The sequence below is a fragment of the Mycobacterium sp. P2_H7 genome, from assembly GCF_056403275.1.
Window position 1 is genome coordinate 100410 of the sequence record NZ_JBFUFU010000011.1, and the last position, 14657, is coordinate 115066.

Consider the following 14657-nt stretch of genomic DNA (forward strand, 5'->3'; position numbering starts at 1 on the left):
CGATGAAGACGTTCGTGGCGTCCCGACTGGGCGCGATGGCAGCCATCCTGGTGGCGCTGACCGCGGTGCTGTTCGTGTTGCAGAACATATCGCCGTTGGATCCGGTCAAGGCGCAGCTCGGCGCACAGGCCTCCGCGCAGGCCGTCGCCGCCCGCCGGGAGGCCCTCGGGCTCAACGACCCTGTCCTCGTGCAGTTCTGGCACTACCTGTCCGGTGCCGTCACCGGCGACCTGGGCACCTCCTACCGCACCCGGCACGCGGTGATGTCCGATCTAGGTTCCTTCTTCCCGGCGACCCTGGAGCTCGCGATGTGCGGGCTGGCGATCGCCATCGTGCTCGCCGTGCTGCTGGCCTTCAGCACCACGCTGAAGTGGCGCGGTGCCGGCGTGCTGCGGGCGGTGTTGTTCACCGGGTCCTCTGCCCCGATGTTCCTGCTCGGCATCCTCGGGCTGATCGTCTTCTACCAGACCCTGGGCTGGGTGCCCGCCAACGGACGGATCGCCGTGCCGAATGCGCCCGACGGCCCCACCGGGCTGCTCACCGTCGACGGCCTGTTGCACGCCCGGTTCGACGTGTTCGCCGACGCGCTGCACCACCTGATCCTGCCCGCGTTCGTCATCGCGATCGGGCCGGCGGTGGCGATCGGGCGGGTATTGCGCAGCAGTCTGATGACCGACATCGACAGTGACTACGCGCGCACGGCCCGGGCCAAAGGCCTCTCCGAGAGCCGGATCATGGCCAAGCACGTGTTACGCAACTCCATCGGCGCGGCCCTGTCCATGACGGGACTTCAAGTCGGCCTGATGTTCTCGGGCGTGCTCGTGGTCGAGCAGGTGTTCGGCTGGCCCGGAATCGGCCAGTACATCGCCCAGAGCATCCCCGTCGCGGACTTCCCGGCGATCGCCGGCGTCACGCTGATGCTCGGCGCGCTGTACGTCTTCATCAACACGGCCGTGGACCTGCTCCAGGCCGCCGCAGATCCCCGCATCGCAGTCATAGGAGGTTAGGTGCCGAAACAGCCACTCATCGTGGGCAACCCCGTGCTTGTCGTGGTCGACATGCAGGAGTCCGGTGACATGCCGGTCGAGGAGGTGGGCATCCCGCACATGGCCGGATACGCCGACCGGATCGGCCGTGCCCAGCAGTTGCTCGCCGCTGCCCGCGCCGCAGGCATCCCCGTGGTGTTCTTCCAGGAAGTGCACCGCGCCAACGGCATCGACTTCGGGCGCGAACTCGACGGTGTCGAGGGCCCGCACTGCATCGATGGCAGGCCGGGCACCCCGCTGCACCCCGAACTGCAACCCCACTTCGACGGGCCCAACCACGAGTTCCACATCGTCAAGCGGCGTTACTCGGGTTTCATCGGCACCGAATTCGAGATCGTGCTGTCCGGTCTGAAGGCCGACACCCTGATCCTCATCGGCGGTCTCACCGACGTCTGCGTGCACTACACCTTCGCCGACGCGCACCAGCGTGACTTCTACGTCCGCGTCGTCACCGACTGCGTCGGGGGCTCCTCGGAGTACCGGCACGACGCGGCGCTCGACGCCATGGAGTACCTGCAGTCCGGCGCGATGCGGACCACCGAGGAAATCCTCACAGCGTTTTCAGACATCTCCACCCCCGTCCTCGAAGGAGCCGCCCGATGAAGAAACTGCKCACGCTCGTGGCCGTCGGCGCTGCCGTGGCCCTGACCGTGACCGCCTGTGGCGGTTCGAACTCCGGTGGCGGCAGCACCCCGAACGCCGCGCCGACCGACAAGGTGCTGCACCTGTCGTTCCTGCAGGACCCGGGCCAGCCGCCGGACCCGGACATCTACTACGCCGGGCAGGGCCTGCTGCTGACGACCAACACCTATGAGGGTCTGCTGCAGTACAAGGCGGGCACCGAGAAGCCGGAACTGGAACCGTTGCTGGCCACCGAATGGACGGCCTCACCGGACAACAAGGTGTTCACGTTCAAGCTGCGGGAGGGCGTCAAGTTCCACGACGGGACGCCGTTCACCTCGGCGGCGGTCAAGGCGTCCTTCGACCGGCGGGCCGCCGTCAATCAGGGCCCGGCCTACATGGTCGCCGACGTCGAATCGGTCTCCACCCAAGGTGATTACGGGGTGACGGTCACGCTCAAGGCGCCGAACTCGGCATTCCTGGATTACCTGGCCTGCCCGTACGGCCCGCGGATGCTCAGCCCCGAAGGCCTGACGAAGAACGCCGGCACCGACAACGCGCAGGGCTACCTGACCAATCACGACCTGGGCACCGGCCCGTTCACGCTGACCGCCGCCGAGGTGGGCTCGAAGTACGAGCTCACCGCATTCGGCGACTACTGGGGCACCAAGCCCTATTTCGAGAAGGTCGAGCTGCCGGTCGTCACCGATGTCTCTGCCCAGCAGCTGCAGTTCAACAACGGGCAGATCGCCGCGATCCTGCACGACCTGCCGTCCTCGGCCGTGCAGTCCTACCTGGACAACAAAGCGTTCGCGAATTACTCGCTTCCGTCGATGATGGCCAACTACGTGTACATCAACCCGCGCAAGGGCATGATGACCGACGCCAAGAACCGCACCGCGGTGCTGCAGGCCATCGACGTCGACGAACTGGTCAAGCAGACCTACTTCGGGCGCGGCAAGAAGGCCGAACAGATCTACCCGCCGAACATGATGGCCGCCGAATTCGGCAAGCAGACCGTGCCGCACGACCCGTCGGTGCTGAGCGGGATCGCCGGCGGGCTGCCCGCCGACCAGAAGGCCGTCACCATCGGGTATGACTCCAGCAACCCGGACAACCAGTTGATCAGCAACCTGATCCAGACCCAGCTGGCCGCAGCCGGTTTGAACGCCAAGGTGCAGGCCTACCCGACGTCGGAGATCTACGGCTGGGTCGGGAGCGACGGTCAATCCGCGCCGGAGATCATGACCTATGTGGGCTGGCCGGACGCGCCGTCGCCCTACACCTGGGGGCACATCTCCTGGGACGCCGACGGCGGCCTGAACTTCTTCGGCTGCTCGGCACCGCCGGTCACCGCGGCGCTGGCCAAGGGCCTGCCCGCCGACTCGGACGCCGACTTCTCCACCGCCGGTGAAGAAGCGGTCAAGACGGGATGCTGGCTCAACGTCGCCGACGTCGACGACTTCATGGTGGCCCAGCCCTGGCTCAAGGGCGTCGAGCAGGCACACGTGGTGACCAACCCGAACTCGCTGCGCCTGGCGGCGCTGTCGGCGGGCTGATGGCCACGCTGGTCCGCAAGAGCGGAGTGCGGCGGATCATCCTGCTGACGCTCGGCTGGGAGGAACTGCCGAAGTCGGTGTCGGTCTACGGGGCGCCGCCCGAGGAACGGATGCGCGAACCCGTGCCCGGTGTGCTGTTGCAGACCGACGGCGGCTGGGTGTTGTTGGACACCGGGTTCAACACCGCCCTGGTCCGGGACCCGGCGCTGTACCGGCGGTTCTTCCCGACCGTCGAGTACCGGCCGGTGCTACCCGGCCCCGGCGAGCCGATCGAACAGCGCCTCGCCGAGGTGGGGGTGGACTTCGACGCCATCCACACCGTCGCCGTCAGCCACCTGCACCATGACCACGCCGGCGGCCTGAAGTTGTTCGCGGGCAAGGTCCCGGTACACGCCCAGCGCCGCGAACTCGAGTACGGGCTGTCGAATCATCCTGAACCCGAACGCAATGCGATCGTGCGGGTGGACTTCGACGATCCCAACATCGAGTGGCATCTGGCCGACGGGGAAGCCGAGATCGCCCCGGGGATCACGGCCGTGCCCACCTATGGGCACACCCCGGGGCACCAGAGCTTCGTGGTGGAGTTGGACGAGTCGGTGGGTGGTGACGGCTTCGTATTTGCCTTCGACGCCGCCGATCTGACCGAGAACATCGAGCACGAGCTGGCCATCGGCGGCTTCATCGATGTGGATCCGCAGGACACCGTCGAACCGATCCGCAGGCTCAAGCGGCTCGCCGCCGACAAGGGCTACCAGCTGATTCCCGGTCACGACCCGCACGTGTGGCCGGAACTCACCCAGCATTTCCACGACAGGTTCGGGCCGGTCCCGTCGTGATGGACGGCGTCCTACGCGCGGACCGGGTTCTCATCGACGGGCACCTGGTCCCGGCGTCGATCGGCATCGACGGGGGACTGGTGTCCTTCGTCGGTGCCGTCGACGCCGATTGCCCGGCGGCGCACGATATCCGGCTGCCCGGCGAGGTGGTGTTGCTGCCGGGATTCATCGACACCCACGTGCACGTCAATGATCCGGGCACCGACTGGGAAGGGTTCGCGACGGCCACGGCGGCCGCGGCCGCGGGCGGCATCACCACGCTGGTGGACATGCCGCTGGACTCCGACCCGGTGACCACCAGCGTCGCCGCGCTGCAGGTCAAAAAGGCTGCGGCAGAGGGCAAATGCCACGTCGACGTCGGGTACTGGGGCGGCATCGTCCCGGGCAATCTGGCGGACGTCCCCGCCCTGGCGGACGCCGGGGTGCGCGGCTTCAAGTGTTTTCTGGCCGACTCGGGCAACCCCAACTTCCCGCACCTGAGCCCCGCGCAGTTCCACGACGCGATGGCTCGCGTCGCCGACGTGGATGCCCCCCTGCTGGTGCACGCCGAAAGCCACGCGGTGATCGACGCCAGCCCACACCCGGCCGGCGATGACTACCGGTCGTTTCTGGCATCGCGCCCCGACTCCGCCGAGGAGGATGCAGTCAGCCTCGTCATCGACACCGCCCGAGCGACCGGGGCGCGGGCGCACATCGTGCACGTCTCCAGCGCGCGTGTGTTGCCCCTGCTGGCCGCGGCCAAAGCCGAAGGACTGGCGGTGACGGCCGAAACCTGCCCGCACTACCTGACTTTCGACGCCGAGACCATCCCGGTGGGCGGCACAGAGTTCGCGGCCTGCCCGCCGATCCGCGGCAGTGCCAACCGCGAGCTGCTGTGGCCGGCGCTGGCGGATGGCACCCTGGACCTGGTGGTGTCCGACCATTCCCCGTGCACTCCGCAGGACAAGGCGGGCGGCGACTTCGGCCGGGCGTTCGGCGGCGTCAGCTCACTGCAACTCGGGCCGCGCGCGGTGTGGACCCAAGCCGTTCGGCGTGGCTTCGGGCCCGCGGACCTGAGCCGGTGGATGTCGGAACGGCCCGCCGCGCTGGCCGGCTATACCGACCGCGGCAGGATCGCGGTGGGGTTGCGGGCCGACCTGTGCGCCTTCGATCCCGACGCCGACGAGACGGTGCGTGCGGCAACGCTGCGGCACCGGCACCCCGTCAGCCCGTACGACGGTGTCAGCCTGCGGGGTGCGGTATGGCAGACCTGGGTGGCCGGTACCCCGGCCCTGGAACGGATAGGGGAGCCGGTATGAGAATCCTGGTGCTCAATCCCAACACGTCGGCGGCGATGACCGCCGAGATCGCGGCAGCCGCCCGGGAGGCGGCTCGGCCGGACACCGAGATCGTCGCCCTGTCACCGAGTTTCGGTGCGGAGGCCATCGATTCCGCGGCGGAGAGCTACCTCTCCGCCGTCGGGGTGATGGATGTGGTTGCCCGGCTGACGCGGGACGGATCGTTCGATTTCGACGCGGTGGTGCTGGCCGGGTTCGGCGAACACGGCCGCGATGCGCTGGCCGAGATGTTGTCGGTGCCCGTGTTCGACATCGCCGAATGCGCCGCGCACGTGGCACATCTGATCGGGCGCCGCTTCTCGGTGATCACCACCCTGGCGCGGTCCATCCCGCCGATCGAAGACAGGCTGCTGCTGGCCGGGCTGAACGCCCATTGCGCCTCCGTACGCGCCTGCGGCCTGGGCACGGCCGAGGTGGACGCGGACCCCGCGGGTGCGGTGCAGGCCATCGTCGACGAGGCGGCCCGCGCGATCGCCGAGGACGGGGCGGACGTGATCTGCCTGGGCTGTGCGGGCATGGCCGGGGTGACGGCGGCCATCTCCGCCAAGCTCGGCGTACCGGCCGTGGACGGCGTGGCCGCCGCGGTCGCGCTGGCGCAGGCCATCGTCGGGATGGGCCTGTCCACCAGCAAGTCCGGGGTCTATGCCCCCGGACCGGACAACCCACGCAGCCACTGGCCGCTCTCGACGGGGTTGGGCCTGTGACCGACGTCGATCTGGCCTCGCGCATCGTCGGCGGCAGCGTGGTCGCAGCCAGCGACGAATCCTTCGGATTCAAGGAACGACTCGTCGACCCGTCCGAACCGGCTTTCGTGCCCGGGGTCTATGACCTGCGCGGTGAAGTCGTCGACGGCTGGGAGACCAAGCGCCACGCAGGCCCCGACGGGGACTGGGCGATCATCCGGTTGGGTGCACCGGGGCGGTTGCACACCATCGACGTCGACACGCGGTTCTTCTCCGGAAATCACCCCACCGCGTGCGCCGTGGACGTGTGTGCTCTGGAGCGCACCGAGGATCCGTGCGGCGGGGGCGTGACCTGGACGCCGGTGGTGGAAATGACTGTGCTGAAGGCTGATTCGCACAATCTGCTGACCGTGGCGGACCGCCGACGGTGGACCCACCTGCGGCTGCGGCTGCAATCCGACGGCGGCGTCGCGCGGCTGCGCGCGTTGGGTGAGGTGGTGCCCGACCCGGTGCTGTGGACCGGTGTCACCGTCGAGGTGTCCGGCCTCGAGCAGGGTGGGCGCGTCGAATGGTGCAGTGACAGTTTCTATTCCAGCGCCACGCCCCTGATCGCGCCGAACCGGCCGCACAACATGGGCGACGGTTGGGAGACCCGCAGGCGCCGCGATGTCGGCCCCGAGACCCATGATGCGGTGATCGTCTCGTTCGCGGTGCCCGCCGACCTGCGCCGGATCGAGATCGACACCTCCTACTACGTGTTCAACGCGAGTGCCGAGGTGTCGGTGCTGGGCACCCGCTGCGAACCCGATCGCGAACACGGCTGGGGGCTGGTGGCTTTCGACATCCCGGTGCTGGCGCGTACCAGGCTCCTGCCCGATGCGCGCCAGGTGTTCGCCGTCGACGTGCCCGGCGTGACGGCACTGCGGGTGCAGGCCTATCCGGACGGCGGAATCGCCAGGGTGCGTGCGCTCGGCGTGCCCACCGCCGACGGGCTGCAGACCCTGCACCACCGGTGGGCGGAGTCGTCGCGATGATCGACTACGCAGGGCTGTGGCGCCGTACCTTGCTGATCGAGGCGGACGGCAGCCGTGACGACGAACCCGGCGTGCAGTGGCTGCAGGGCCGGACGGCCTACGTCGACTCCCGCGGCTTCGCGGGCACGCTGTCGCAGACCGGTGACGTCTTCGAATGGCACCGCACCGTGAATGTGCAACCCCCGGGGCCCTTCCCGGACGCCGGTGTCATGAGCTGGGACGGCGACGTACTCATCGAGACCGGCGTGCACGAGGACTACGTCGAGCATTGGGTCCGCGAACCCGATACGACTGCCGCCACCGGAGCACTGTTCCTGTCCGGGCCGGGCGGCGAACCCGCACTGCTGGTACGGGCCGGCGCGCTGTTCGGCTGGGCCGACGGAGCGCAGGTGCTGATCGGGTCCGCCGGTGGCGCCGAATACCAGGCACTCGGAATCATCATCTCCGGCAACGAAATCCAGGCCAACGGCGTGCGCTGGACGGTGGATCAATCGGAAGGGAATGTGACTACATGAGTGGCGTCACGTCATTCACGTCGGTGCCCGTCATCGACATCAGCGGGTTGTACGCACCCGAGCAAGCCGAGCAGGACCGGGTGGCAGCGGAGATCGGCCGCGCGGCCGCCAACGTCGGCTTCTTCTACATCAGCGGTACGGGCATCGACGAGTCCCTGTTCGCGACGATGCTGGCCGCGGTCAAGGACTTCTTCGCGCTGCCGGTGGAGGAGAAGATGCGCAACTACATCGGACTGTCGCGCTGCCACCGCGGATATGTGCCCGTCGGGGAGGAAGGCCCGGACGGCATCACGCCCGACCAGAAGGAGGCTTTCGACACCGCCCTGGACCTGCCCGCCGATGATCCGGATTACCTGGCGGGAAACCCGATGCTGGGCCCCAACACGTGGCCGGACCTCCCGGGTTTCGCCGAGGCGGTGACCGCCTACTACCAGGCTCTGCTGGCGGTGGGGCAACGGCTGCTGTGGGCGTTCGCCGTCGCACTCGGCGAGGATCCCGATGTGTTCTCCCGGCATGCCACCAAGACCCCCAGCCAGCTACGGCTGATCCACTATCCGCACAACCCGGATGCCCAGGACAGCTTGGGGATCGGCGCCCACACCGACTACGAGTGCTTCACCCTGCTCAAGCCGACCGCACCCGGATTGGAGGTGATGAACGGGGCAGGCGATTGGATCGACGTCCCGCCGGTCGACGGGGCTTTCGTGGTCAATGTCGGTGACCTGTTGGAACTGTGGACGAACGGCGCGTTCGTGGCCACCAGCCATCGGGTCCGCAAGGTGGCCGAGGAGCGGTACTCGTTCCCGTTGTTCTTCAACGTCGACTACGACACCGAGGTCAAACCGCTCCCGCAGTTCGCGACGCCAGATGCCAAGTCGCGCCCCACGTTACGGGCCGGTGAGCACCTGTTCGCGCAGACCGCGCAGACGTTCGCCTACCTGCGTCGGCGGATCGAGGCCGGTGAACTGGTGCTGCCGGAGGGCTCGCTGGGACTGGGCCAGTTCGGTCAGCAGGCGTTACAAGGTGCCGAATAGTCAGTTGATCGGTGCGTTGAGCGTCCGGAGGTCGTCGAGCATGCCGCGGGCGGCGACCACACCGCGACCGGTCTGCCAGATCTCGTTGTTGACGATGAACACCCGGTTGTCCCGGTTCGCGGAGAGCTTGCGCCAGGCCGGGCTGTCCAGCACGGCCGCCGCGTGCGCCTTGGCGGCGGGGGAGTCGAACGACAGGTACACGATGTCGCCGTCCGCGGCGGAGAGGTCCGCGTCGGGCGCCAGTTCGAGATACGGCTTGTCGGTGAACCGTTGGGCGGCAGGGCGATCGACGCCGACCGTGCGCAGCACGCTGGCGGGGAAGTTGTCCGCACCGTAGACCCGGACGGTGTTCTCGGTGAACTGCACCACGGAGGCCTGGTAGTGCGGCGCGTCGTTCTGCTGCCCGGTCTTGCGGGCATCGGCGTCGAAACCGTCGATGATCCGGACCGCCGCCTCGGGCCGCCCGACCGCCGCGGCGACCGCACGCAGGGTGTCCTGCCAGCCCGCCCCGGACGCCCCGGTGAAGACGGTCGGTGCGATCTGGGCCAGGGCGCCGAAGTCCGTCGGTGTCAGCACCGACGAGCCGAGGATCAGATCGGGGGTGCCCCGGCCGACGGCTTCGGGGTCCGGTGACGTCGTGTCACCGACGCCGGGCACGTCGTGGATCGCGGCGCCCAGATACGAGGGTTGGGGCTGCGTCGTGCCGACGACCCGGCGCTGCAGACCCAGCGCGCACAACGCGTCGAGCTGGTCGCCGGACAACGCCACGATGCGCTGCGGATCGCCACCGACCTCGGTGGTCGCCGGCACACCGTCGGCGGGCGCATTGCGCACCGCACGCGGGGCCGGGTCCGCCGGACCGGAGTCGGGCGCGCAGGAGTCGTCGGGACGGCGCTGATTACCCAATACGCCGGCGCTGGCGATCCGCGTGGTGCTCGTGACGGGTGCCCCCGCGGCGGGGGTCGGCGCGCCCTGCTCCTGACCGCCGCAACCGGCCAGCACGGGCAGTGAAAGTGCCGAAATGATCGTCGTGACAGCGGCGGCCCTGGCGATGCGCGCGGTGGGAAACAGCACGTCGCCGACGGTAACATCCACCGGCCGACGCGAAACTACGACGGTTTGTAGGACCCATGCCGCCGTGGGCGGTGATGGGGGATAAGATCACGAACAGACAGTGCCGGGATGACCCGTCGACTTTTTATGGAGGATCTGTTGGTAGCCGAAGCGCCCCCAATCGGAGAACTCGAGGCACGGCGGCCGTTCCCGCAGCGGATGGGCCCCAAAGGCAGCCTGATCTACAAGCTGATCACGACGACCGATCACAAGCTGATCGGCATCATGTACTGCGTCGTCTGCTTCATCTTCTTCTTCATCGGCGGCCTGATGGCGCTGCTGATGCGTACCGAGCTTGCGTTGCCGGGCCTGCAGTTCCTGTCCAACGAGCAGTTCAACCAGTTGTTCACCATGCACGGCACGGTGATGCTGCTGTTCTACGCGACCCCGATCGTGTTCGGCTTCGCCAACCTGGTGCTGCCGCTGCAGATCGGCGCCCCTGACGTCGCGTTCCCGCGGCTGAACGCCTTCTCGTTCTGGCTGTTCCTGTTCGGCGCGCTGATCGCCATCGCCGGCTTCATCACCCCCGGCGGCGCCGCCGACTTCGGTTGGACCGCCTACTCGCCGCTGACCGACGCGATCCACTCCCCGGGCGCCGGTGGCGACCTCTGGATCATGGGTCTGGCCGTCGGTGGTCTGGGCACCATCCTCGGTGGCGTCAACATGGTCACCACCGTGGTCTGCATGCGCGCCCCCGGCATGACGATGTTCCGGATGCCGATCTTCACCTGGAACATCCTGGTGACCTCGATCCTGGTGCTGCTGGCCTTCCCGCTGCTGACCGCCGCACTGTTCGGCCTTGCGGCTGACCGGCACCTCGGCGCCCACGTCTACGACCCGGCCAACGGCGGTGTGTTGCTGTGGCAGCACCTGTTCTGGTTCTTCGGACACCCCGAGGTGTACATCATCGCGCTGCCGTTCTTCGGCATCGTCTCGGAGATCTTCCCGGTCTTCAGCCGCAAGCCGATCTTCGGTTACACCACCCTGATCTACGCGACGCTGGGTATCGCGGCGCTGTCGGTCGCGGTGTGGGCGCACCACATGTACGCCACCGGCGCCGTGCTGCTGCCGTTCTTCAGCTTCATGACATTCCTGATCGCGGTGCCGACCGGTATCAAGTTCTTCAACTGGATCGGCACGATGTGGAAGGGGCAGTTGACCTTCGAGACACCGATGCTGTTCTCGGTCGGCTTCCTGATCACCTTCCTGCTCGGTGGTCTGTCGGGTGTGCTGCTGGCCAGCCCGCCGATCGACTTCCACGTCACCGACAGCTATTTCGTCATCGCGCACTTCCACTACGTGCTCTTCGGCACCATCGTGTTCGCCACCTACGCGGGCATCTACTTCTGGTTCCCGAAGATGACGGGCCGCCTGCTCGACGAGCGTCTGGGCAAGCTGCACTTCTGGCTGACCTTCATCGGCTTCCACACCACCTTCCTGGTGCAGCACTGGCTGGGCGATGAGGGCATGCCGCGCCGCTACGCGGACTACCTGCCCACCGACGGATTCACCACGCTGAACGTGGTCTCCACGATCGGAGCGTTCATCCTGGGCATCTCGACGCTGCCGTTCGTGTGGAACGTCTTCAAGAGCTGGCGCTTCGGCGAACCGGTCATGGTCGACGATCCGTGGGGTTATGGCAACTCGCTGGAGTGGGCGACGTCCTGCCCGCCCCCGCGGCACAACTTCACCGAGCTGCCCCGGATCCGTTCGGAGCGCCCGGCGTTCGAGCTGCACTACCCGCACATGGTCGAGCGGATGCGGGCCGAGGCGCACATCGGTCGCGCCCACGGCCCTGCCGACGGCGATGTCACCCGGCTCGACGGCGAAAACGTCCGCACCTGATTCGGTGAGTGATTCCAAGGTGTCGGTACTGATCACCGTCACCGGACTCGACCAACCCGGCGTCACGTCGGCGCTCTTCGAAGTGCTCTCACGGCACCACGTCGAGTTGCTCAACGTGGAGCAGGTGGTCGTCCGGGGTCGGCTCACCCTCGGGGTGCTGATCTCGGCACCCGCCGAGGTGGCCGACGGGGAAGTGTTCGCCGACGACGTCCGGACCGCCATCCACGGCGTGGGACTCGACGTCACCATCGAGGGCAGCGCAGACCTTCCGGTGATGCGTGAGCCTTCCACCCACACCATCGTGGTGCTGGGCCGCCCGATCACCGCCGAGGCGTTCGGGGTGGTGGCCCGCGAGGCCGCCGAACTCGACGTCAACATCGACACCATCCGGGGTGTGTCGGACTACCCGGTGACCGGTTTGGAACTGCGGGTGTCCGTGCCCGCGGGCGGTGTCTACGGCCAGTTGCAGGCCGCCATGGCGCGGGTCGCCGTCGAGTTGGGTATCGACATCGCGCTGGAGGACTACAGCCTGTCCCGGCGGGCGAAACGGCTCATCGTCTTCGACGTCGACTCGACCCTGATCCAGGGCGAGGTCATCGAGATGCTGGCCGCACGCGCCGGCACCGAGGCCGAGGCCAAGGTCGCGGCCATCACCGAGGCCGCCATGCGGGGCGAGCTGGATTTCGAGGAGTCGCTGCGGGAGCGGGTCGCCACCCTGGCCGGCCTGCCCGCCGAGGTGGTCGACGACGTCGCCGACGAACTCGAGCTGACCCCGGGCGCCCGCACCACGATCCGCACGCTGCGCCGGCTCGGTTTCCACTGCGGGGTCGTCTCGGGTGGTTTCCGGCAGGTGATCGACCCGCTGGCCCACGAACTGATGCTGGACTACGTGGCCGCCAACGAACTGGAGATCATCGACGGCACGCTGACCGGGCGCGTCATCGGCCCGGTCGTGGACCGGCCCGGCAAGGCCAAAGCCCTGCGCGACTTCGCCCAGCAGGCCGGTGTCCCGATGGAACAGACGGTCGCCGTCGGGGACGGCGCCAACGACATCGACATGCTGTCGGCGGCCGGGCTCGGGGTGGCGTTCAATGCCAAACCCGCGTTGCGCGAGGTCGCCGACGCGTCGCTGAGCCACCCATATCTGGACACGGTGCTGTTCATCCTCGGAGTGACGCGCGGCGAGATCGAAGCCGCCGACGCGGCCGACGGCACCGTGCGCCGGGTCGATATCCCCGACTAGTGCGGCCCTGACGGCCTCGCACGTTTACAGTGGAGGCATGTTGCTGGTGAAACGGACGATACTTCTGGGTGCATGCGCCGCTGCGATCTCCGGGGGAGCGATCGTGTTGGCCGCACCGGCCTCGGCCGACTGCCCGTGGGGCACCCGGCCCAGCCACTTCGAGGGCGTGTGCGTCGCCGGAGCCGGCAAGGGCAGCAGCACCAGCGGAAACGCCGTCGTGTCACCTCCCGACGCACGGCCGCCCCTGACCAACTACCTGCCGGGCAACGGCTACTCCACGGTCGCCGGTATCCCGTGCACGCCGGAGAACTACGGCAAGTGCATCGCGCTGCAGCAGAGCCAGGGCGGCTAGACCACCAACGCGTGTGCCTCCGGTTCGACGGCACCGGTGATCGAACCCCAGGCCCGCACCAGCAGGTCGACGGCTTCGTCGAGGGCGGGTTCGGGCAGGGCATAGGGCACCCGGACGAATCGTTCCAGGGTGCCGTCCACGCCGAATCGCGGGCCGGCAGGCAGATCCAGCCCCAACCGTGAGGCCGACGCCGACAGCGCCGTGCTCATCGGCGCGGGCAGTTTGACCCACAGCGAGATCCCGTTCGGCCCTGGGCCGGGCCGCCAGTCGGGCAACCGGCGCGCCAGCAGATCCAGCAGGTAGGCCCGGCGGGTGCGCAGCAACTGCCGGCGTTCGGCCAAAACCTCTTCGCGCTGTTCGAGAAGTCTTGCCGCCGTGAGCTGTTCGAGTATCGGGGTACCGAGATCCAGCGACGGCCTGATGGCCGCGATGGTCGCCAGGGTGCTGCGTTCGGCCCGGATCCAGCCGACGCGCAGTCCACCCCAGAACGATTTCGACATCGACCCGACAGTGAGCACCAGATCGCGGCGCGCCACCGTGGCGGCCAGTGGTGCCGGCGGTGCTTCGTGGATCCACATGTCCATGATCGACTCGTCGATGACGGTCCGGGTTCGAGACTCGGAGATGATGCGGCCCAACTGAATTCGCTGATCGGCGGGCATGGTGAACCCGGTCGGGTTGTGATTGTCCGGAATCAGGTAGGCCAGGCTGGGCGACAGCTGGCGGATGGCCGCATGCACCGCGTCCAGTTCCCAGCCGTCATCGGTGAGTGGGACGGGGACGGCACGGGCCCCCGCAGTCGAAATGGCCGACAGCGCACCGTGATACGTCGGCTGCTCGACGAGCACACGGTCTCCGGGTTCGGTGAACGCCGCCAGGATCAGTGCGATGGCGTGCTGCGCACCGCTGGTGATCATGATCTGGCTGGGATCGGTGGGCAGACCGCGTTCGGTGTACCGCCGGGCGACGGCGGTGCGCAGGGTGCACACTCCCGTCGGGTCGAGCCCGGTTTCGCCGAGATACGGGGTGATGTCGCGGGTGGCGGCGGCGAACGCCTCCAGCACCGGACCGCTGGGTGCCGACATCGCCGCGGCGGCCAAGCTGACGGTGGTGGCGGATGCGGGTTCGGCGACCACCTGCGGCCGCAGTGGCAGGGCGGCGGTGCTGCGCGCACCACGGCGGGCCTGCAGGTACCCGTCCTCGCGCAGCGCAGTGAACGCCGCGGTGACGGTGGTGCGTGAGACCCGCAGCTCGTCGGCGAGGGCGCGTTCGCTGGGCAGCCGGGATCCGACCGGCACGCGGCCGTCGACGATCAGTAGCCGGATGGCGTCGGCCAGTCCGGAGTACGCCGGTCCACTGGCGCTGGAAGTGCGCCAGTTTCCCAATTCACGAGCCAGTGTCGTCAACATTTGATGCCAGTATCGCCGAACTGGCTATTG

14 protein-coding genes are annotated in these 14657 nt (G+C 68.2%); 12 read left to right on the top strand and 2 right to left on the bottom strand.

Translation table 11 applies throughout. The annotated features are described in order from the left end of the window. The first annotated feature begins 2 nt into the window (after positions 1–2). Genes AC1DY7_RS18485 through AC1DY7_RS18525 form a run of 9 tightly spaced genes read left to right on the top strand, consistent with a single transcriptional unit; the run spans position 3 to position 8665 of the window. Positions 3–1007, top strand: coding sequence for an ABC transporter permease (locus tag AC1DY7_RS18485; RefSeq protein WP_477495153.1), 1005 nt, complete (start codon positions 3–5; stop codon positions 1005–1007). Further along, complete coding sequence (locus tag AC1DY7_RS18490; protein WP_477495154.1) at positions 1008–1649, top strand: cysteine hydrolase family protein; 642 nt, start codon at positions 1008–1010, stop codon at positions 1647–1649. Next, complete coding sequence (locus tag AC1DY7_RS18495) at positions 1646–3226, top strand: ABC transporter substrate-binding protein (RefSeq protein ID WP_477495155.1); 1581 nt, start codon at positions 1646–1648, stop codon at positions 3224–3226. The genes AC1DY7_RS18490 and AC1DY7_RS18495 overlap by 4 nt, the downstream gene beginning before the upstream one ends. Then, positions 3226–4062 carry an N-acyl homoserine lactonase family protein gene (locus tag AC1DY7_RS18500; protein WP_477495156.1) on the top strand — a complete coding sequence of 279 codons (837 nt, stop codon included), beginning with the start codon at positions 3226–3228 and terminating at the stop codon, positions 4060–4062. Before AC1DY7_RS18495 ends, AC1DY7_RS18500 begins: the two co-directional genes overlap by 1 nt. After that, complete coding sequence (gene allB, locus AC1DY7_RS18505) at positions 4062–5360, top strand: allantoinase AllB (protein ID WP_477495271.1); 1299 nt, start codon at positions 4062–4064, stop codon at positions 5358–5360. The genes AC1DY7_RS18500 and allB overlap by 1 nt, the downstream gene beginning before the upstream one ends. Beyond that, a complete protein-coding gene (locus AC1DY7_RS18510; RefSeq protein ID WP_477495157.1) occupies positions 5357–6103 on the top strand; it encodes an aspartate/glutamate racemase family protein in 747 nt (248 codons plus the stop codon). The genes allB and AC1DY7_RS18510 overlap by 4 nt, the downstream gene beginning before the upstream one ends. After that, complete coding sequence (gene alc / locus AC1DY7_RS18515; protein WP_477495158.1) at positions 6100–7116, top strand: allantoicase; 1017 nt, start codon at positions 6100–6102, stop codon at positions 7114–7116. Before AC1DY7_RS18510 ends, alc begins: the two co-directional genes overlap by 4 nt. Next, complete coding sequence (locus tag AC1DY7_RS18520) at positions 7113–7631, top strand: hypothetical protein (protein WP_477495159.1); 519 nt, start codon at positions 7113–7115, stop codon at positions 7629–7631. Before alc ends, AC1DY7_RS18520 begins: the two co-directional genes overlap by 4 nt. Next, the gene (locus tag AC1DY7_RS18525; protein ID WP_477495160.1) at positions 7628–8665 is read left to right on the top strand and encodes an isopenicillin N synthase family dioxygenase; all 1038 of its coding nucleotides are present in this window, start codon (positions 7628–7630) and stop codon (positions 8663–8665) included. Before AC1DY7_RS18520 ends, AC1DY7_RS18525 begins: the two co-directional genes overlap by 4 nt. Here the strand turns inward: AC1DY7_RS18525 and AC1DY7_RS18530 are convergent, their stop codons facing one another. After that, a complete protein-coding gene (locus AC1DY7_RS18530; RefSeq protein WP_477495161.1) occupies positions 8666–9739 on the bottom strand; it encodes an iron-siderophore ABC transporter substrate-binding protein in 1074 nt (357 codons plus the stop codon). It abuts the gene before it with no gap. 138 nt (positions 9740–9877) lie between these two features. Between AC1DY7_RS18530 and ctaD the strand changes: the two genes are divergently transcribed. Genes ctaD through AC1DY7_RS18545 form a run of 3 tightly spaced genes read left to right on the top strand, consistent with a single transcriptional unit; the run spans position 9878 to position 13218 of the window. Further along, complete coding sequence (gene ctaD / locus AC1DY7_RS18535; protein WP_477495272.1) at positions 9878–11623, top strand: aa3-type cytochrome oxidase subunit I; 1746 nt, start codon at positions 9878–9880, stop codon at positions 11621–11623. Beyond that, positions 11586–12866, top strand: coding sequence for a phosphoserine phosphatase SerB (gene serB / locus AC1DY7_RS18540; protein WP_477495162.1), 1281 nt, complete (start codon positions 11586–11588; stop codon positions 12864–12866). The genes ctaD and serB overlap by 38 nt, the downstream gene beginning before the upstream one ends. Before the next feature lie 37 nt (positions 12867–12903). Next, positions 12904–13218: a hypothetical protein gene (locus AC1DY7_RS18545; RefSeq protein ID WP_477495163.1), complete on the top strand. Its 315-nt coding sequence runs from the start codon at positions 12904–12906 to the stop codon at positions 13216–13218. Here AC1DY7_RS18545 and yczR read toward each other — a convergent pair. Then, entirely contained in the window at positions 13215–14627 is a 1413-nt protein-coding gene (yczR, locus tag AC1DY7_RS18550; protein WP_477495164.1) for a MocR-like transcription factor YczR, read from the bottom strand. The genes AC1DY7_RS18545 and yczR overlap by 4 nt on opposite strands. Between the last annotated feature and the right edge of the window lie 30 nt (positions 14628–14657).